This is a genomic window from Shewanella sp. UCD-KL21, assembly GCF_001957135.1.
In the GTDB taxonomy this organism is placed as follows: domain Bacteria; phylum Pseudomonadota; class Gammaproteobacteria; order Enterobacterales; family Shewanellaceae; genus Shewanella.
Genome location: NZ_MPHK01000008.1, coordinates 170,090 through 191,161, shown reverse-complemented (window position 1 = coordinate 191,161; position 21,072 = coordinate 170,090). Strand labels below are relative to the sequence as shown.

Sequence of the window (21,072 nt, the reverse complement as noted above, 5' to 3'; positions counted from 1 at the left end):
AGTGGCACTTTATACTCAGCATGGCTGATTTATCATTAGAGTTTACTGGCTTAAAAAAACCATGCCCCAAAACAAACAATGAGGCTAATGCGACTGCATTAACCTCAACTGACGCTTTAGTTGTTAGCCTAGCCCCGAGCCTGAGCGATAAGCTGTAGAGACAAACTTAAGCTAATTCGACATCGCTATTCACTTTATATTCACTCTGCAACTTACTGACCCCAAGTCCATTCATTTTATGCACTTTAATTTGCACCCCAATGCGCTCTTTCATCGCTTCAATGTGGCTGATCACACCTATCATTTTGCCAGAAGCATTAAGGTTATCTAACGCATCAAGGGCGGTATCTAAGGTTTGGCTGTCTAAGGTGCCAAAGCCCTCATCCAAAAATAACGAGTCTATACTGGTTTTATGACTCACTAAATCCGATAACGCTAACGCTAATGCCAAGCTCACTAAAAAGCTTTCACCACCTGATAAGGTGCGCGTATCGCGAATCGCATCGCCCTGCCAGGTATCAAGTACTTGCAGTTCTAAATCTACCGATTGTTTACGCTCAAGCAAGTAACGTCCTTGAAGCCTGTCCAGCTGCCGATTAGCCAAAGTAACCAAATGATCTAATGTCAGCCCTTGGGCAAACTTTCTGAATTTATCGCCTTTTTGCGAGCCAATGAGTGAGTGTAAATAGGCGATATCATCATAAGCTTGTTTGGCTTGGTTAAGCTCTAACAGCATTTGCTGCTGACTTAGGCGCTTTTGTTTATCGTCATCCAGTAAATGGCTCACTTGCCATAAGGTTTGTTTTAGCTCACCTAACTGGGTTTCGACTTGTTGATGCTGCAAACTGACCTGTGCTAAATAGCGTTGCGCAGACTCTTGCTCTGAGCCTTGTTGCTGCTTTTCATTCGTTAGCTGATCATATCCAAATTGCTCTGCTTGGGTCATTAACGCGGTTAATTGCTGCTTGGCTTGTTCTACCAAGGTGCGCGCTTTTAACTGCTGCTCATTAAGTTGCTGCTGCAAGTTAATTAGCTGCTCACGCTCAGCCTGAGGAATAATGGCTTGCTCAAATTCCGCTTGGTTGGCAAATGGGCTTTGGCTTAATTGCTGCTGCCACAGCTCGGTTGCTGCGGTTAATTCTGTCAATGCCTCTGCAGTTTGTTTATTAACGGCTTCAATATGCGCCTTAACATTATCTTGCTGCTGCTGATATTGATTCAATTGGCTTTGTAGCGCGGTTAACTGGCTTTCAGCTTGCTCAAGCATGGCTTGGCTAGCCTGCTTTTCAGTTAATGTGTGCTTATCGGCAAATAGCTGCTGCCTTTGGCTCGTTAACTTGGCTAACTCCGCTTCAACTTCAGTTAATTGCGCTTGCTGCGACTGTGATTGCTGCAGCGCCTGTTCTAATTGACTGGACTGAGTTTGCTGTTGCTGCTGCAATAATTGTAATTGCTGCTGCGCTTCAAGTTGCTGCTCGCTTGCTTGCTGCCACTGCATTATTTGTTGTTCAAGGGCGCTTAACCACGCTTCAAACCCCGCCATATCTGGCATAGACTCTGCGGTTTGCGCAATGGAATCGCTTAATTCAGTCACTAGGTTATTAAGGGTTTTATTCACCTCAATAAGCTGCTGCTCAGCGTCCTGTAAGCCATTGTTACAGCTGGTATGCGCTTGGGCTAATAAGCTTAATTGGTGCTGTTGTTGCTCAGCACTGCTATGGGCTTGCTGATACTTATCGTTTTGTTGCTGCAGCTGAGTTTTAGCCTGCCTGATATCGGCTAAACGCTGGGATAAGCTTTGCTGTAACTGCGCCGTTTGCGCTACATAATCACTCAGCTGGCTATCATCAATAGCAAATGCAATTCCAAGTTGCTGACAAGTTTGCTGCCAGTCCTGTTGTAATTGCTGACTCTGCGTCGTGAGCTTAGCCACCGCTTGTGAGGCTGACTCATATTGTAACTGCAAGGTTTGCACGGCCAATTTAGCTTGCTCGCCTTGGGTTTTAATCTTATCTAATTGCGCGCTAGTTTGTTGATGGCGCAGCTCTGTTTGCGACAAATCAATCGCTTGATATTCAGTCACTAAAGGGTGATCCAACGAGCCACATAAGGCGCATGGCTCACCTTCGACTAACTTAGCCCGGTGCTGGGTTAAATCAGCAATATGTTGCTCTTGTTTCAGCAAGCTTGTTAAGTCTTTTAACTGCTGATTTTTATCTGTCCACAAGGCGCGTATTTGGGTTAACTCAGCTTGATTTAAGGCAATATTATGCTGGGTTTGCGCGTTTTGCTGGCTATGTTGATTAAGCTCTAATTGCAATTCTCTGTAACGAGTCGCTATGTGCTCAAGCTGACTGCGCTTTGGCTGCTGAGTCACTATGTCATTATACTGCTGCTCAATAAGCGCTTCGTCATCACCGGCTAACAGGGTCTGTAATTGCAGCTCGGCTTGTTGGCGGCTAAGTTGATATTGCTCAAGTTGCTGTTGCTCACTGGCAACTTGCGCTGTCAGCGTGCTTTGCTGCTGTTGTAGCTGAGTTTGCTGTTGCTGAAAATGGGCAATCTGTTGCGTTAACTTAGTTTGCTGAGTCACTTGCTCGGCGTAGTTAGCATATTGCTGCTGCCACACACCAAGGCGAGTTTGGATCAGCTTGCCCTGCGGATATTGGTTGATGATGTGTTGCTGCTGAGCTTGTAATGCCGTAACGGTTTGAATTTGCCCGTCAATGCCCTGCTGCTTTTGCTGTAATTGCTCGATCAGTTGGCTTTGTTGTTGCTGAGACTGTAACTGCTGAGCATGTTTAAAGCTCACTTGCTCAATTTGGTTATCAAGTGGCTGCACCTGAGTATCAATTAGGGTGACTAAATCCGTATGTTGCTGCTTAGCCTGACTAAAGCGCTGAGACTGTAACTTTTGCTCAGTGGCTATTTGACTTAATTGTACGCTGGCCTGTTCAAGCTCTGTATTGCGCTGTTGTAACTGCTTTTGTAATTGCCCATGGCTGTTATCAAGTTTGCTCATGCCTTCAAAAAACGGGATTAAGCTTTCAGCTGGTTCACTGGCAGCTAACTTGGCTAAACTGGGCTGCTGGGCTTTAAGTTCAGTCTGCGCCAGTTGTAATTGTTGCTCACTGGCAAGCTGCCGCTCCGTTGCTTGCTCAAATTGCGTAGCCCACGTGAGTTGTTGCTGCAGTTGCTGCAGTTGTTGCTGGCATAAATCAGCTTGCTCAGTTAACTGAATTTGCTGTATTTGTTTAGCGCTAATACTGTCATCATCTAGCAATTCAACGCTGTTTGATTTAGCTTCAAGCAAGGCAAGCCCCTGCTTTGATAGGCTAAATTTTTGATGCACTTGCTCTGAGATAAGCCCGTATATTTCTGTGCCGGTAAGCTCTTCAAGTAACTCAGCCCGCTCATTAGCTTTGGCATTTAAAAAGGCGGCAAACTGACCTTGGGATAGCATCATCGATTTAGTAAAACGGGCGAAATCTAATCCGGTAATGGCTTCGGTTAATTCGGTTTTATGCTTAATTTGGCTGGCAAGAATTTTACCATCCTCAAGCTGCGCCAACTCAACTTGGGCATCTTGCAAATTTCCATCAACTTGACCGCGGGAGCGGCGTTGGCTCCAAAAAGCGCGATACGCCTTGCCTTTTACTTCAAATTCCACTTCTGCTAAACAATCACTGCAGCCACGGGTCATTAGCTCGTTGGTGCTTTTTGAAATAACCCCTAAACGCGGGGTTTGATGATACAGCGCTAAGCAAATAGCATCTAAAATGGTCGTTTTACCCGAGCCTGTTGGGCCAATAATGGCAAACAGGCCGTTTTCTTTAAATGGTGACTGGGTAAAATCAATTTTCCACTCATTTTTTAATGAGTTAATATTTTTAAAACGCAGGCTAAGGATTTTCATTATTTTGCCTCCTCAACATGTTGCGCAGTGCCATTGAGCTGCTCGTTCATTTCATCAACGACAATATCAAACTGCTGTTTTACCCGTTCAAGCCGCTGTTGCTGCTCAGGTTCAGAAAAGTCTTCTTGGGCTAAACGGCGCTCAAACACTTCAGTGACACTTAATTCGGTTAAGGTTTCATTATCCATTTGCTGAATTTGCTGTTGGCGCTGACTGCGAGCACGCTTAAGTTGCAGTACTTCGACAGGTAAAGCATCGGTTAACTCGGCTATTCGGCTTTGTAAGTCGGTTAAAAAGTCTTGCTCGGCCACTTCAATACTGAGCCAAGTGACTTGGTCGCAGCTTTCCGCAACTATGGTTTCAAGCTGGGATGCGATTTCGGCTAAGGTGCCTTTAACACTTGCCATGGCTTGAAACTTAGGCACATCAAGGGCGCTGACTTCGGCCAAATTAGCCTTATCAAACTCAACCAAATACACACTTTTATCACTATTAAGTTCATCAAAACTTAAACTAATTGGTGAGCCGCTATAGCGAATATGTTCAGTTTTGGCGATTTTTTGCGGTCGATGAATATGACCGAGTGCAATGTAATCCGCTGCAGGAAACAAGTTGGCATTAAACGCATCAAGGCTACCAATGTAAATGTCTCGCACCGACTCGCTGGTACTGGCGCCCACTGTGGTTAAATGCCCTGTGGCAATAATGGGTAATGGCGTGGTTTGCTGGTTATTAATTGCTTGAGCATGAGCAAAACAGCGCTGATATAAATCGGCAATTTCATTCGCTAACTTGCGCTGTTTATCTTCACTGGACTCACCCGACTCACTTAATACCATATCTCTAGGGCGTAAATACGGCAGCGCACATACAATCGCGCAGGGTTGGTCATGACTATCTGCCACTAACAACACATGATCAGCGGCGTTATCAAGTGCGCCAGGTATAACCGTGGCATTTAAGCACGCCAGCAATTGCTTTGACTCACCTAAGGTCGCAACCGAGTCGTGATTACCACCAAGAACGATAAGCTTACAACCGCTAGCTTGAATATCGACAATAAATTGATTGTACAAACTGCGGGCATAACTTGGCGGTGTGCCTGTATCAAAAATATCGCCAGCGACAATCAGTGCATCAACCTGATGCAGGCTAATTTGTGCTAACAACCACTGCAAAAATGCCTTGTGCTCAACAGCGCGGCTTTTACCGTAAAAGTTTTGACCAAGGTGCCAATCAGATGTGTGAATAATGCGCATGAAAACCTTTTCTGTTCGATGTGTTGTTATTGAAATCTGTTATAAAACGCTTAATTAGTCTGGAGATAAGTCACTTATCCGTACTGCGCCCACAATAATTTAAAGCTCATCAAAAATGCCATGGTGACCACCAGCGGTTTAATAATTTTTACCCCTTTGGTCATCACTAAGCGTGAGCCAAAAGTTGCGCCGATAGCTTGGCCGACTAACATAATTAGCCCCAATACAATCGCCACTTGGCCGCCAATCATAAAAAAGATTAACGATGACACATTAGTCGCAAAGTTAAGCACTTTGGCATGGGCTGTAGCTTTAGCCAGCCCATAACCTGCCAGTGACACAAAGGCTAAAGCAAAGAAGCTGCCGGTTCCAGGTCCAAAGAAACCATCATAAAAACCCACCCCAAGGGCTGCAGTAAAAGCAAACATCGCAGGTGTCAGAACTTGTTGTTTATCTTCTTCTGATATTTTTTTCGAAAACAAAAAGTAACACCCAATGGCGAGGATAAGAAATGGCAATACCAGCTCTAATACGGTGACATCAATCATTTGCACAATAATGGTGCCCACTGCAGCGCCAATAAACGCGCACACAATGGATAAACGTGCTTGTTTTAAATCAACCATACCTTTACGGATAAAGTACAAACTGGCAAAAAAACTGCCACCACAGGCTTGCAGCTTATTAGTACCTAAAGCCGCAGCTGGCGGTAAACCCGCCCACATCAAGGCAGGAATAGTCAGTAAACCACCACCTCCGGCAATGGCATCAATAAAGCCCGCCAATATGGCAATGAAAAATAAAATAACAGCAATTTGTAGGGTCAACTCGAACATTAGCTAGATCTATACATCAAAATAATACGCTATTAGACCTGCTTTAAGGGCAAAATTCAAAAGCTATCTGCATTAGTCTGCGCCTTAGTTTATCCAAATGTTTTCGCCGCTATTTTTAATAACACTGCGCCTGTGAACATTTAATATTTGTTGACACATATTGGCCAAAAAAAGCAAAAAGGTAACCTAAGTTACCTTTTTATTAGTGAGTAAAGTGATTGCGTTTTTTAACTGTGATTAACAGTGCAATTAAAAGCCCCAGAACAAGTTGGTGATTAAAAACAGTACCAACATACTGATGAAGTTAATGATTACCCCAGCTCGCATCATTTCAGATTGTTTGATATAGCCTGAGCCAAAGACAATGGCATTAGGCGGCGTAGCAACCGGCAACATAAAGGCGCAAGAGGCAGCAATACCAATAATCACTGAAATCATCACCGGCGATAAACCTAAGGGCTCAGCAATTGCAGCAAAAACGGGTACCAGCAATGCGGCGCTAGCCGTGTTACTGGCAAACTCAGTTAATAACACCACAAAGGCAATCACTGCAATCATGAATAGCGCCATATGGGCATCGCCAAAAATGTCAGTCACAAAGTGGGCTAAAAACACACTCGTGCCTGTGGCTTTTAACACTGCACTTAAGGTCAGACCGCCGCCGAACAGGATTAACACTCCCCAGTCCGTGGTCGATTCAATTTTTTTCCAGTCCACTAATTTAAGGCTGGCAAGTACCACGACCGCACCTAATGCAACAATGGTGTCAAACTTACTTATGCCACCTAGCGCTTGGGCTAGCGGTTTACTGAATATCCAGCAACAAACTGTGGCTAAAAATATCATCAGGGTTAGTTTGGCGCTAACGGTCATTTTTACATTTTCTGTTTTTATCTCACACACAGTGGATAAATCAGGTTTTAAAAATAGATAAAGCGCGATTAACATGCTTGGCAGCATAATAGCCACAGTGATTAAACCAAACTCGAGCCAATCACTAAAGCTTAAGCCCACTTGGGCTGCAGCAATGGCATTAGGCGGACTGCCCACTAAGGTACCAATTCCACCAATGTTGGCAGAATACGCGATCCCCAGTAGCACGAACAAATAGGTTTTACGGTACTGTTTAAAATCCAGTTGATGCAAAATACCCAAGGCTAATGGCAGCATCATTGCGGCTGTAGCGGTATTACTGATCCACATCGACAGCACCGCGGTCACTAAAAACAGTAACATACAAGCAATACTCAACTTACCTTGAGACAGCAGCAACACCTTTTGTGCAATTAAGCGGTCAATGCCCTGATGATTTAGCGCCGCCGCCAACACAAAACCACCAAAGAATAAGAAGATGATCGGGTTAGCAAAATTACTCATAGCGGTAGAAGTATCAAATACCCCCAAAAACACCGCTAATATCGGAATTAAAATGGCGGTAATACTGATATGAATCGCTTCGGTTAACCATAAAATAGCTGCAAAAATAAGTAGCGATAAACCGGTATTAACCCCTTGCTCAAAGGGTAAGAAATGATATAGCAAGGCAAACAAGGCAATGTTGCTAAACAAGATGATGAAGTCAGTTTTATTTTTTTTGGTTGTGGTCGACTTTGTTGGGCAGTTTTCCATTAAAGCATTCTCCCTTATTTTTTAATGACAACAATGTAAACAGAGTAATAGGTAAGATAAAGCATTGTTTTTGGTTAGTTTATTACACAGGCAGACACACGCAACGTGACGCAAGACACATTCCAGCTGCAGTTGTGACACAAACCTAGGCTGATAGGCGTTATATTGTGGTCATTCAGTTTCAAATTAACCAATTTCGCCATTTAGCACTCTCAAACTGAATGTTTATTAGCGTTTAAATAATGTGAGATAGATCTAATTAACTCAGGGTAAATTTGTAATAGAACACAGTTAATCAGCATTTCGTGATCTGAAAAGCCGTGAGTAATTTTTAATGCCGTTGATAACAATGATGAAATATTGATGGGCAATACAATGGCTGTTGATCATTATTGTGTTTTATACGAGCCACAAACTGAGGTTTTACCAAGGATTTTCTTTGAAATAGCTTTGCAAGAAATCGATTAGCGCCCTGACGTTAGCAGATAGGTTCTTTCTGGAAGAATAGAGGGCGTATATTGTCATATCATCTGGTTTCCACTCAGGAAGAACAGGCAATAATGTACCATTTTCTATGTATTTGTTTGCTAAGTAGGTCGGTTGAACTGACACTCCTGCACCACAAATTGAGGCATAAAGTAACGCGGTGGTTTCATTGGCAGTGAGTTTACAGTCAACATCTACCGACAGTTGTTGCTTCGCGTTTGTAAGATGCCATAGATGTCGTTGAAAGTTTTTATTTCCAAGACAGCTATGCTTAGTAAGTTGATTGGGTTCGGTGATTTTATCATTACTTGCTACGTATTCAGGTGAGGCAACCAATACTGACTGACACATTGCTATAGGTTTGCCAATCAAAGATGGATCGGGATTAGCAGCAATACGGATAGCAAGGTCAATCTGGCTTTGGGTGAGATCGGCCACTGAATCTTGTAAATCGATATCAATATGCACCTTGGGGTGGATACGCATGAAATGGTGAATAGCAGGAATGAGCTGCGAGAATCCAAATGACATGCTTGCCGCAACCCTAACGATACCTGATAGTTGCTCACTGGTATCACTCATGGCAACTAAGCCATCAGCTTGCTCAAGCCACAACTCAACATCCTTGAGGCATCGTTCACCAGCGGAGGTAAGTGTTACTTTGCGAGTTGTTCGGTGCAGTAAACGAATATCTAACCATTGTTCCATGGCTTCAATGTAACGCGTCACCATGGGCCTAGACATCTCAAGTCTATCTGCCGTCGCAGTAAAACTGCCCGACTGAGTTACATCAACAAACACTTTTGCCGCGGTCAATTTATCCATTTACTTGCTCGAATAATGAAACAATGTTGCATAAATTGGTGTATTTATCAGTACAAGTCAATGTTTTATTATTTATTCCATTGAAACAGCTAACCCAGAGAACGGATATCATTATGAAAAAAATTAGTTTATTAACGGCTTCTATCCTTGTTGCTGGTAGCGCATTTGCTACTGAGCAAACACCACTTACATTTGACGTCTATAACGCAGACGGTAATAGCTTTAACGTTAACTCAACGCTTATCGAAGGCGAAAAACAAGTTATATTGATTGATGCTGGATTCACCAAGGCAGATGCGATGAGAATAGCTGCCAAAGTCCTTGATACTGGTAAAGAGTTAAAAACTATTTTTATTAGTCAGGCCGATCCAGATTATTATTTTGGTACAGAAGTGCTTCATTCTGTATTTCCTAAAGCAAACATAGTTACCACTGCCGCAGTTAAAAAGGTGATAGAGAAGAAACTGCCAACCAAACTACAAGTATGGCAGCCTCGTATGGGCAATAACGCCCCTATTAAACCTTATGTCCCCCAAGCTTTAGAGCAAGGTTTTCTTACGCTGGAAGGCCACAAAATTGAAATTAAGGGAACAACAGGAATATTAGCGCACCGTCCATACCTTTGGGTTCCTTCAAGTAAAGCGGTGCTTGGTAATGTTGCTGTATTTGGTAATTTACATCTATGGATGGCAGATACTCAAAGTGATGAAAGTCTCAATGCATGGCGTCATCAGCTTAAAGAAATGCAGGCGTTGCAACCTGAAATGGTAATTCCCGGCCACATGGCCGCTGGCACCAAACTAGATGCGAGTAATATTAGCTACTCATTACAGTATATTGAAGATTTCACTCAGGCAAAAAGCAGCAGTAAAAACAGTGAAGAGTTGATTGAGAAAATCACTACCCAGTACCAACGTCCTGCCAATATTTCACTGACGATTGGCGCTAAAGTACATATGGGAGAAATGAAATGGTAACGGTTCACTACTTTTATGATCCAATGTGTGGCTGGTGCTATGGTGCCACAGCGTTAATTGAAGCTGTGGCAAGCAACAATAAGTTCAACCTTAACCTCCACCCTGGTGGCATGCTGCCTGAAAAAGCCATTGAGTCATCATTTCGTCAACACATTGTGGCTAATGATAAGCAGATTAACCAATTGACTGGGGCAAAATTTGGTCAGGCTTATGTTGATCGGGTAACAAACTCTGATGAGCTTATTTTAGATTCTTACCTTCCTATTCGGGCGATTTTGGTTACTGAGTCTTTAGGGGGAAATGCATTTATGATGTTGAAGGCTATACAAAAAGCGCACTATGTTGACGGTAAATCCGTGAATGAACTGTCCACGCTGGCGCAGATTGCGGCTCAATTTGAGATAGACCAACAAGCTTGGATGACACAAATGCAAACAAATGCGGTTCTAACACAGACTGCAGTTGATAAAAGTCATCAGTTAATGGCTAAATTACAGGTTCAGGGCTATCCCACCCTTTATGTTGAACATAAGGGGGAACTGATCAAACTACCCCATACGCAATATTATGGACGACAAGTAGAATGGCAATCTATGCTTGAAAATCTCACGAATAAGTAAAGCAAGATAGATTTGTCGATTAGATTTAGAGAGCCAAGCATTTTAATCGAGCCGGAGGATTACCGCCTAGGGTTTTAAGCCGCAGCGCTTAACATCGACAGAAATGTTTAAAATGATTATTCAAAGTCGAACACAATACAAGGTTATGGGTTCACTAATATGTCGTTAGATTATCGGTTTGATAATCTAGCGACAAAAGATAGCAATAGCTTAGATGTACTCGCTTAGATGTACTCGCTTCGATGTACTCGCTTAGCTGTACTAGCTTAGATTTCACCCGTCACAATGCAGTAACCAGTAACAGCCTCTTCACCGTGCACTTGAACCTTGGCATATAACTTATGATCAGCTAGCGGGTAATGATTGTATAACAGGTAAGTGGGGGTTTCGCTGATGTCCTGGCCATCAACGGCATCGATGCGATAAATATTACTTAAAATCGGCGATTTATAGCCATCAATGTTAACCACGGGTTCATTTGAACGTAAAATATCAATATTAGCCATAGTGATATCATCGCCACCAGCAACGGTGCATGATAAATCGCTAGCATGAGCCATACCTGTTAACGTCGCCATGCTTAAAGTTGAAACAAGTAGTACTTTCTTAAATGTGCTCATCGGTTGTCGCCTCAATATCGTAAGTTACAGCTATTTTAATTAACTTACTGTAATTGAATAAATCCCATATGAAGGATATGACCCTACCATAAGCTAATTTGTATGACTCAAGTGTAGTATAAGAATACTGACGATGATTTTACCCTTCAGATAGGCCGCTTAAATAGGCTTTATATCGGCCAACATCGCTATCGATATTCGGGTTTATTAATCACATCATTACTCAGAAAGCTCTTAATTACTCATAAAGGTCTTAAGTGGTGTCATGCCTAAAAACTGATGGGCTTTATGGGGGCGCGGTATTGTTCGAGTTTATCAGCCAAGAAATGCCGTTGGAGTTAAAATCACCAGCAAGAAAATGATAAAGTCACGCTAAGCTCCACATCACTTGTGCCTATTTATTTAGCAAAGGATGATCTTTTACCGACAAGCTATACGAAAAAAAGCGGCTGTCTTTGACAAAGCCAATTTTCTCATAGACTGATTGTGCGGGAAAATTCACTTTAGCGGTGCTTAAATCAACCCTTACGGCTTGAATACCGCGAGCTAATTCAATAGAGCATTGGATAAGCAAATGAGCTGCGCCTTGATTTCGATAATCTGGCTCAACAAAAAGATCATTTAACAGCAATACTTTGCCTAGCTCTGTGGATGAAAAGCTCTGATAATTGAGCACAAAGCCAATCGCTGTATCAGTTTCAGTGTAAGCCCCAAAAATAAACGCTTCTTGATTATTTAAGCGCTCCAGCAAAAAGCTAGCATACTCAGTCACGGGTAACTCAACCCCGTAAAAATGCATATATTGGCTAAAAAGAGGCAAAACATCATCAAGTCGTTCCGCAGTAATGCGTTTAATATTCATGGTATCCCTCTTACATTATCCTTGAGTCATATAAGCCAATACGGCTTATATCGGCTTTTGGTGCAAACATCTTAGACATAAGCCTCAATGGTTATATCGCGATGACTACAAGCCAGAGTTTTGATACTCTGCTTCATCGAGCCCTAACTGCTCGGCATAACTGCGGTTGGGAACAATACGAAATTCAAATTTCAAAATACTTAAACAAGCCTCAAAAAAGCCTTCGCCAAGCCACTGCTTATCAAAGCTCATTAAGGCGTTAATCATGGCATCTGCGCCGCTCCCCTGTTTGATTGACTCAGGAGAGATAGCATCGACAAAGCTTGCCACTAAACCGTATAAATCTTTTTCTGCATCACCTTCCACAGACCACATAGTGGGATCGGCATATTGCGCAGCGTAATGACTGGCAGCAATATCAGAGCCAATACCAAAGTTCACTAAAGTGGCTTTACCGTCTCGGCAAATGATATTTTTAGGACAAATAGCGCCATGGTGAATATCTAAACTGTGCAAGTATTGCAGTGCTGTTAATAGTTGAATAAACCACAACCTTGGTTGACCCACTTGTATTGTGGCCACTTCATCTAGTGCGACCCCTTGAACCCAATCTCTGGCAATAAATAAATCATCTGACTGCGGTAATTGCCCAAATGCCAGCACACGCTCAACATGAGGATGATAAATTTTAGTCAAGCTGCGATAAATATTACTCAGGGTGTGCCATTGGTTATCCACATCTTGATAGATACTCACGCAGCATGGGAAGTTGCCTTGTAAATGCAATGCTCGCCATAGCTGGCTGCGGGGCGTTGCCGAGATAAAGCGATCGAGGCGGTAATGATGATCAACCACTGCGCCACGTTCGATAACGATTTTGTGCGGTAAAGTGTCACACACGCCTAAATCGATAACTGCAGACAAATCACATCGAATCGCGTCAAGGTCAATGGTAGTGCCATTGGCTGCTGCGCGATACCATTGATAAATGCGCGGTTGTAGGGTTTTTTCAGCTAAATCTAAAAAGGCCTTAGCATAAGCTTGTATATCTTCACTGGTATTAAGTGAATCTTTAATATCAATAAATTCAACGTCTGCGTCATCGGAGATAAATATACAATTATCTTCCCAGCCTCCTATGGTGTAACCGCGGCGATGGATTTGCTGTAAGCCAGTGACACTGCGGCGCAGAATTTCTAACAGCTGATAAGTGGTTTGCTGCCCAATATCAAAAATATTCAGTGGCACGCCACGGGGCATTCTAATGGGTAATACTACTTGCTCACCATCTTGGATTAGTGGCGCGCAAAAAGGCACGCAGCTACAACCTGACAGTGACTGAATCCGTTTAAATTCATCACGCAATTTTTGCTCGTGATAATTGGCATCGATACTGTCTTCAAACTCACTGGTCACCAGTATTTTTAAAAGCCATGGCGCAGTCCAGCCACCCGGATTGTATTCTGATTGCCAGACTTCTAAGCCTTGTTGTAGGAATAAACATTTGAGCTTAATGAAGTCTTGAATTTTGTTGTTACGTTGCTCAACTAATGCCACCTGACCTATGGTATCTAATACCATTTCTTTTTGAGTCTGGGTCACAGGATGAATATGTGGCGCCGTTAAGCCCCACTCTTTGGTTAACGCGGCGATGATTTTTGCTGGAGTATAAATGCTCAGTTTACCGGTATCTTTTTCAACTAGGATTTCTTCGCCTTTACGGCCGGTAACAAACACCATGCCCTGACACCAAGGGGCATAAACGCCCACTGGAATTTTGTTCTTTAATTTACCCGCTAATACTCGGGCGACATAATTGGCTTTGGACAAACTATTGTCCACATGACGACCATCCAGTGACCATGCATGTAAACCCGCATTTAAGCGACCAATGTAGCCTTTTACGTCAACCACATACACACCAAACTCGCCGACAACTAAGGCGTCGACCTCCATTGCTTGGCCAGTGTGGGTAGGAATTTCAACATTGGTTAAGAGGAGATAATCTTCAGGAAGTTCGTCAGATAAAAGCGAAAATGCCCAGCGCTCGGCATCATTGACTGGGGTACCAAAACTAATGTGTCTTGCCATTGAAAATGCGACTCCATGAATACTGCGGGATATTAACTTCCCTTAACTGCATATGGCTCCATCCTATATTAAAAAGACACAAAAAAACCACCTAAATGGTGGTTTTTGTTTTCAATATTTTAACAGGCTAACTAGTGGGTGTGTGAGCAGTTGTCGTCACATTGATGCTCATCATCAGCAAACTCGTCATCACCTTCTTGATGTTGCATTACGCCCCATCCATCGGTCATGCCATCAAACTCTTGGGCAAAGGTGTTTAACTCAAGCTCTTTAGCCACTAAGTCATCATAAGTCGGCACCATGTTTAAACAAACAATCAGCTCCCACTTTTCGATTTCTTCGCTAAAGTTAAGCTCTAACTCACCATTTGAGCCCATTGTAGCAAGTGCTTCTAATGCTGATTCTGCATCGCGTTGATCATCAAAAATCAAAAAGAAATCAACATCAAGCGCTACAGTTAAGTCAATACCAGACTCAGCCATAGCCGCTAACATTTTACCATTGTCATCATCAGGGAATTGCATGCTTGTATCCTTATGCTGTGGCAACAATTTGAATTTTCTCGCCATTAAATTCAATGACATCACCAACGACACACTTTTTACGCTTACGTGTGTCAACTTCGTTGTTTACTGTGACTAAGCCTTCAGAGATGACATGCTTAGCTGCACCGCCACCGTCGACTAAACCTTGTACTTTTAATACTTTATATAACTCAACAAACTCATCGCCACTCAAAAGTGCGAATTCTGCAACTTGGCTGCTCATTCAATTTTGGCCTTTAATCATAAATATGGGCTGCATTATACCTGATCACTGCTTAATACCAACCATCTCGCCACTAACGAGTTAGCAATTAACAAGCTGCTAGCATTTTTAGCGGATCGGGATGAATATAGTTGAAATTAAGCTGTTGGCAAATCAAATCTCCATTTATTACTTTACTGGCTAATTGAGTTTGATTAAATTGCGGCGCGGCTAAGCCCAAGTCAGCAGCTGCCGCTTGGTAAAACTCAGCGCGAGTAGGATGACTCGGCGCGGTTAAATTGTAATAGCTCGACACATTTTGCCCTGAACTCGTCGCCGCTAATATGGCCTCCATAGCCTGAATGCAATCATCAAGATGAACTAAATTAACCGCCACATTCGCGCCGCTAACATCGGTTTTAGCTGCAAAAAATTTACCCGGATGACGTTTGGGGCCAATTAAGCCTGCAAAGCGCACGATGCAAGCATTCTCCATTGCAGCAATTAACGACTCCGCCGCCAATAATATTGCACTTTTATCATCATTTGCCACTGCATCCGCTTCGGTCATAATGCGATTTTCAGCAGGATAAACCCCAGTGGTACTGATAAAAATCACCCGCTGATATTGGCGCGGTGCGATCACGTTGACCAAGGTTTTTATATGCTCAAGATAATGAGTTTCACCTCGGCGCAGCCCCGGCGGGATATTAATAATTAGCGCATCGGCTTCAAGTAAGCCATCAAGCTGTGTTGCATCAATGTCTTGCTCACTTAAATCTAGCTTATAAGCATCAATACCCAGTGAGGATAAATGCTCACAACCGGCTTGAGTTCGCTTAGTGCCGCTGACCTGATAACCTTGTTTAACTAGCCTTGTCGCTAATGGCAGGCCAAACCAACCACAGCCAATAATTGCAATACTGTTCATGAAAATCCCACGGGTTAAAAAGCGCTAAAATTAATCATTCATATGACAAACATAAAAACATACAGGGGCGTGAACTTCTAGCAAGTTAGCTAGTTTTTCTGATAAGGCCTCTAGTTTTACCGTCTCAACAATCGTTACCCCTTCATCAATTAAGCATCTAAAACTGGCCTGAGTGCCATGAGCTGAGCAACTAACTACATGGGGCTGCTTAGAGGCGGTTGATGTCATCATTACCTTGGCGATACTGCCATCGGACAACTTAACAATGGAGCCCGGTGGAAAAACCCCTAACGTCTTCACGAGTATGCCAATTAAGGCTTTATCATGTTTATCAGCGCGGCTTTTAAATAAGGTGCCTAATGCCAGTTGTGGTGAGCCAGTGCGCTCTAACAATAACGTATAGTCATTGGCTAGTATCGCGATTTGGGTCAATAAAGGAATGTGCTGTTTGGTGAGTTTATTAGGGTAACCACTACCATCAATATACTCATGATGATGTAGCACAATATCCAACATGGCTTTAGGGAATAAACCACTTCTATCTAGCATTTCATAGCCGATATTGGGATGGGTCTTTATATAGTTTAGCTCGTGGCTAGTTAAATCAATGCGTTTGCGGCGTATGGCATCAGGTATTTTTAATTTGCCAATATCATGGAACATACAACCTAAGGCAAGATCTCGCATTTGCGCAGGGGCTAACTCAAGGTTGTGCCCTATTAAAATGGATAACACAGCAACTGAGATCCCGTGCTGAGCCATGTTTATTTCTTTATCTGCGCAGTTAACTAATCCAATTTGTGGCTGTTTGGTTTCATGTAAATGGCTTAATAGTAACTCCACGACTGTCGCTGCTTCTCGATGTGATACTGGCGGATCGCTAATGACTTTACTAAATGCGGGGCGAAGATTACTGCTGGCTTTACTGAAGCGAACTCGACTTGTAGTTACTGACTTTTTGATTATGGCGGTAATATCAAACGCGGGGGCCACTTCTGCAGCAACCACAGGTTGACTGATAACGGGCTCTACAAATAAATGGTGGCCTTCAATCACAGTGACATAGTTAATGTCGAGGCTATTAATCAGTTCAATTTCTGCTTGGGAGCTGATCGGTACTTTATTGCGAAAAAACGGATTATTAAACCACGACAACGGCAGTTTTACCGTCATACCGACCACCAGCTGTGATAACGGTATATTGATAGGCTCAGTTTTAGCCACTACTTTAGCCAAGATAAGATCCTTTTTAACCGCCATAGCAGCCGCTGGTATTGGTTTTTATTTATGCCAGCTACTATGACTTAATATGTTTTACTTATTCGCCTTTGTCGGATCGTTTATTTCAGTTGCAATAACTTTATTAGACACGGCTCGATTATGTTTGGCTGACTCAACAATCTTTTGAGTGTGCTGCGCGGCTTGTGACTGCTCATCTGGCTCATAAAGTTGAGCATCTTGTTGTTCTTTTTCCATGGCAAGTTCAGCTTCTACAGCCATATAATCGGCTTCATTTTGCCAATCTTTAAAATAATGCTGCAATCGTTTTGATTTTAATAAATAAATAGCTGACCAAAAGATAAATAATGCATCAAGGGCAAAGCTGACTTTGAAAACAAAATGATCGTGCACCAAGCGTTGGCTAAGCAATAAAGCATCAACAATCAGCAGTAGCCATAGAATGTACTTAATCTGATTAAATAACGGCCTTAATACCTGTGGGCTGCGTTTTCGCTCAGCAATCACTAATCCATAAATAATGACCGCACCAACCCCGCTCGCTAATGCCAGTAAAAAATCGCTTTTTTCGGGATAAAATAGTCTCACCAGCCCAGTGCGATCGTTAAATTGGGTTAACGATGCAATAAAGACACACCAACCACGGGCGAGAAAGATCAGCATTAAATACAAAAATATCGGCGGTTTTATGTGGCCCTTGTCGTCAAGCCAAGTGATATTGCTAAAATTCACAGGGTATCCAGTTTATTGGGTTAAGGCTTACTTAATATGATGCTAAGTAAGCCTTAACTTATGCTGTTAATAATTTAAGGCTATGTCAAAGGCAATTGATAGTGACTAATGACAAGTGTTTATTGATTTAGCAAGTCTAATAAGCCTTGTTCATCAATCACTTTTACGCCAAGGTCTTGGGCTTTGGTTAATTTAGAACCTGCAGCCTCACCCGCCACTAAACAGTCGGTGTTTTTAGAGACACTGCCGGCCACTTTTGCCCCCAGCGCTTGTAACTGCGCTTTAGCATCGTTGCGATTTAACTGAGTTAAAGTACCAGTTAATACCCAAGTTTGACCTTTAAGGCTTAATGCTGACTCATCCACGGCTTCAAGGGCTGGCCAATTCACGCCGGCCGCCACTAACTTATCAATCACTTCAAGGTTATGGGGCTGAGCAAAAAAGTGCGCTATGTGCTTGGCGACAATCGCGCCGACATCATCCACTTCAATTAACTCATCAATGCTGGCCGCTTTAATGGCATCAAGGGTTTTGTAATGGCTGGCTAAATTGGCTGCGGTGGCTTCACCAACTTCACGAATACCTAAGCCATAAATAAATCTTGATAAGGTAGTGGTTTTGGCATCATCAATGGCGGCAACCAGCTTAGTCGCCGACTTCATTGCCATACGTTCAAGCATGGTGATCATCGATGCTGTAAGGGTAAACAACTCTGCAGGACTTTGAACCAATTCTTTATCAATCAGTTGTTCAACTACTTTGTCGCCCATGCCATCAATGTTTAACGCTTTACGTGAAGCAAAATGTTTAATGGCTTCTTTACGCTGGGCTTCACAAAATAAGCCACCACTGCAACGTGCTACCGCCTCGCCTTCAAGCCGCTCGACTAAACTGTCACATACTGGGCAAGCTGTCGGGAAGGTAATCTCTTTAGCATCATCAGGGCGCTTTTCAGGCACAATGGCGACGATTTGCGGAATAACATCACCAGCGCGGCGAATAATCACTGTATCGCCGACTTTTACCCCTAAACGCGCAATTTCATCAGCATTGTGAAGCGTGGCGTTTGATACGGTTACCCCGCCAACAAACACAGGTTTTAAACGGGCAACCGGCGTGACTGCGCCGGTGCGGCCTACTTGAAAATCAACCTCTTCCAGTAGCGTCATCTCTTCTTGCGCGGGAAACTTATAGGCTATTGCCCAGCGCGGCGCTCTAGCCACAAAACCTAAGGTTGTTTGTTTGGCAATATCATTTACTTTAATTACCACCCCGTCTATCTCGTAAGATAAACTGCTGCGGCGCGTCATAATATCGCTATAGTAAGTAAACACTTCAGGTAAGCTGTCACAGACTTTAACTTCTTGACTGACAGGTAAGCCCCATTGTCTTAATTGGCTAAGCTGACCAAAGTGACTCTGGGCCATTGGCGAGGTTTCACCTTCGACCACACCCAAAGCATAAGCGTAAAAGCCTAATGCGCGCGTGGCGGTAATTTTGCTGTCTAATTGACGAATACTACCAGCGGCTGCATTTCGTGGGTTAACAAAAGTCTTGTCGCCTTTGGCCTGTTGACGCTGATTAAGCGCATCAAATGCCGCTTTAGGCATGATCACTTCGCCACGCACTTCCATTAATTCTGGGAAATCATCACCACGCAGCTTTAACGGAATCGAGTTAATGGTACGTACATTATCAGTGATATCTTCACCAACGCTGCCATCACCTCGTGTTGCTGCGCGCTCTAATACGCCATTACGGTATAAAATACTCACCGCTAGACCATCAAGCTTTGGCTCACAGCAGTAACTGACGGTATCAACTTTATCGCTAATACGTTTATTAAAGGCTTCAAAGTCTGCTTGCTCAAAGGCGTTATCTAAACTGAGCATCGGCTTTAGATGGGTAATTTGATCAAACTTGGCCAGTGGTGCGCCGCCGACTCTTTGGGTGGGAGAATCAATGCTAATCAACTCAGGATGAGCCGTTTCAAGCGCGATAAGCCGCTGCATTAAACGGTCATACTCGGCATCAGGAATACTCGGCGCATCATCCACATAATAAAGAATATTATGACGGTGTAGTTCACTGCTAATTTGCTGTATTTCTGTTTTAATGTCTTGCATAAAATTACTCATCTAAAAAGCAAACAAGGCCGCAAGTGCGGCCTCATTGTAAAATATAATAAAATTTAAGAAACGGCTCGAATTCGGCTTAAGTATGCCTGCTTATTGGTGTCGGTCCAGGCAGTACGCTTGTCATCTAACACTTCAGCACCTAAGTCATCAGCCAGTTGCTGAGCTGAATTAAGCATAATTGAAAAATTCATTAACGAATCGCCATGACAAGGCAATGTCATAAATAACACCACACCTTGAGTGGCAAACTGTTCCATATTGTCAGGGTCAAATACCCCTGGCTTTAACATATTAGCCATGGAAAATAGCACTTTGCCATTACCGGCATTATCTTGATGACGATGGAAAATATCCATCTCGCCGAATTTAAAGTTAAGCGATAACAAACAAGGTAATAGCTCGGCGCCATGTAATTGTTCACCGTCACGGGCAACCACATGCAGTACTAATACATCTTGTGGCTCGCCAAGTGGCTCTTCTACAGGTTCAGCCACGGGTGGCGTGTGCGATGCTTGAGCCTGAGTTTGAATTTCTGGCTGATGAGCTGTTGCCGTGCGCCCTGCTGGGCTCACATTCACTTTAGCGGTTGTTGCTGCTGGCGTTTGTTCAATAGGGTTGTCAATAAACGGTTCATTAGACTCATCATTAAAGTCTTCACCAAACAGCGCTTGCTGGGTTGGTATATGCTCTGGCTCTGGCTCTGGCTCTGGCTTAGTTGCAGCGGTAGTCATTACGGGATCTTTTCTACCCGGATGATAACTTGGCGCTTGTGCATTCACTGCTGATTGGTTTTGCAGGCCAATGCCCTTTTTTGAACCCGCTTCAGTAATTTCTAGCTCTGCAGTATCAAGTTGACTGTTGCTGCTTACATTAGGCTTTAAATGTGGACTAACTTTTGACTGTCCCATAACAGGCTCAACTGAAACGTCATCAGCTTTAACCCGTCTCACTTCACCAATACCATCAGCGTCAAACCCCTGTGAGTCACGCTGCTCTGCTTGGCCTTTATAAAAGCCCGTCATTGGGTTGTCTTTTAACGTTTTAGGTTGTTGTTTACGAATAGACCAAAACCCATGTACCAATACTGCGATAATCGCTATTGCGCCTAGTATTGACAAAACCAGTTGAAAATCTTCCATTGGTGACCCTGTAATCCTATTTATT

General features: G+C 43.2%; 16 protein-coding genes and 1 pseudogene. 2 read left to right on the top strand and 15 right to left on the bottom strand.

Annotated features, from left to right (window positions below; translation table 11 throughout):
- Positions 1-166: 166 nt before the first annotated feature.
- The 5 genes from BM739_RS09675 to BM739_RS09655 form a co-directional block, all read right to left on the bottom strand.
- Positions 167-3,916, bottom strand: coding sequence for an SbcC/MukB-like Walker B domain-containing protein (locus tag BM739_RS09675; protein ID WP_076540045.1), 3,750 nt, complete (start codon positions 3,914-3,916; stop codon positions 167-169).
- Positions 3,916-5,175 (bottom strand): exonuclease subunit SbcD, encoded by a 1,260-nt coding sequence (gene sbcD, locus BM739_RS09670; RefSeq protein WP_076540043.1) that lies wholly within the window; start codon positions 5,173-5,175, stop codon positions 3,916-3,918. Before sbcD ends, BM739_RS09675 begins: the two co-directional genes overlap by 1 nt.
- A 74-nt stretch (positions 5,176-5,249) precedes the next feature.
- Complete coding sequence (locus BM739_RS09665; RefSeq protein WP_076540040.1) at positions 5,250-6,011, bottom strand: TSUP family transporter; 762 nt, start codon at positions 6,009-6,011, stop codon at positions 5,250-5,252.
- Positions 6,012-6,260: 249 nt separating this feature from the next.
- The gene (locus BM739_RS09660) at positions 6,261-7,640 is read right to left on the bottom strand and encodes a DASS family sodium-coupled anion symporter (protein ID WP_076540037.1); all 1,380 of its coding nucleotides are present in this window, start codon (positions 7,638-7,640) and stop codon (positions 6,261-6,263) included.
- A 423-nt stretch (positions 7,641-8,063) separates the two neighbouring features.
- Entirely contained in the window at positions 8,064-8,951 is an 888-nt protein-coding gene (locus tag BM739_RS09655; RefSeq protein ID WP_076540034.1) for a LysR family transcriptional regulator, read from the bottom strand.
- Between the two features lie 113 nt (positions 8,952-9,064).
- Here BM739_RS09655 and BM739_RS09650 point away from each other — a divergent pair, with 113 nt between their 5' ends.
- Both BM739_RS09650 and BM739_RS09645 read left to right on the top strand, forming a co-directional pair.
- On the top strand, positions 9,065-9,928 hold the full coding sequence (locus BM739_RS09650) for an MBL fold metallo-hydrolase (RefSeq protein WP_076540110.1): 864 nt from the start codon (positions 9,065-9,067) through the stop codon (positions 9,926-9,928).
- Positions 9,922-10,548 carry a DsbA family protein gene (locus tag BM739_RS09645; RefSeq protein ID WP_076540031.1) on the top strand — a complete coding sequence of 209 codons (627 nt, stop codon included), beginning with the start codon at positions 9,922-9,924 and terminating at the stop codon, positions 10,546-10,548. The genes BM739_RS09650 and BM739_RS09645 overlap by 7 nt, the downstream gene beginning before the upstream one ends.
- A gap of 266 nt (positions 10,549-10,814) precedes the next feature.
- Here BM739_RS09645 and BM739_RS09640 read toward each other — a convergent pair whose 3' ends face one another.
- The 10 genes and pseudogenes from BM739_RS09640 to zipA all read right to left on the bottom strand — a co-directional run bounded on the left by BM739_RS09640 (position 10,815) and on the right by zipA (position 21,047).
- The gene (locus BM739_RS09640) at positions 10,815-11,168 is read right to left on the bottom strand and encodes a hypothetical protein (RefSeq protein ID WP_076540028.1); all 354 of its coding nucleotides are present in this window, start codon (positions 11,166-11,168) and stop codon (positions 10,815-10,817) included.
- A 394-nt stretch (positions 11,169-11,562) separates the two neighbouring features.
- On the bottom strand, positions 11,563-12,030 hold the full coding sequence (locus BM739_RS09635) for an N-acetyltransferase (protein WP_076540025.1): 468 nt from the start codon (positions 12,028-12,030) through the stop codon (positions 11,563-11,565).
- Between the two features lie 105 nt (positions 12,031-12,135).
- On the bottom strand, positions 12,136-14,121 hold the full coding sequence (locus tag BM739_RS09630) for an NERD domain-containing protein kinase family protein (RefSeq protein WP_076540022.1): 1,986 nt from the start codon (positions 14,119-14,121) through the stop codon (positions 12,136-12,138).
- Between the two features lie 131 nt (positions 14,122-14,252).
- A complete protein-coding gene (locus BM739_RS09625; RefSeq protein ID WP_076540020.1) occupies positions 14,253-14,645 on the bottom strand; it encodes a ribonuclease E inhibitor RraB in 393 nt (130 codons plus the stop codon).
- A 10-nt stretch (positions 14,646-14,655) separates the two neighbouring features.
- Positions 14,656-14,889, bottom strand: a complete 234-nt coding sequence (locus BM739_RS09620) for an RNA-binding S4 domain-containing protein (protein ID WP_076540018.1) — start codon at positions 14,887-14,889, stop codon at positions 14,656-14,658.
- An 88-nt stretch (positions 14,890-14,977) separates the two neighbouring features.
- On the bottom strand, positions 14,978-15,799 hold the full coding sequence (locus tag BM739_RS09615) for an NAD-dependent epimerase/dehydratase family protein (RefSeq protein ID WP_076540016.1): 822 nt from the start codon (positions 15,797-15,799) through the stop codon (positions 14,978-14,980).
- A gap of 30 nt (positions 15,800-15,829) precedes the next feature.
- Positions 15,830-17,035 carry an HD-GYP domain-containing protein gene (locus tag BM739_RS09610; protein ID WP_175609510.1) on the bottom strand — a complete coding sequence of 402 codons (1,206 nt, stop codon included), beginning with the start codon at positions 17,033-17,035 and terminating at the stop codon, positions 15,830-15,832.
- A 282-nt stretch (positions 17,036-17,317) separates the two neighbouring features.
- A pseudogene (locus BM739_RS09605) lies at positions 17,318-17,770 on the bottom strand (DUF2919 domain-containing protein); the annotation flags it as partial.
- A 119-nt stretch (positions 17,771-17,889) separates the two neighbouring features.
- Entirely contained in the window at positions 17,890-19,896 is a 2,007-nt protein-coding gene (gene ligA / locus BM739_RS09600; RefSeq protein ID WP_083698121.1) for an NAD-dependent DNA ligase LigA, read from the bottom strand.
- 65 nt (positions 19,897-19,961) lie between these two features.
- Positions 19,962-21,047, bottom strand: a complete 1,086-nt coding sequence (gene zipA / locus BM739_RS09595) for a cell division protein ZipA (RefSeq protein ID WP_076540007.1) — start codon at positions 21,045-21,047, stop codon at positions 19,962-19,964.
- Positions 21,048-21,072: the final 25 nt, after the last annotated feature.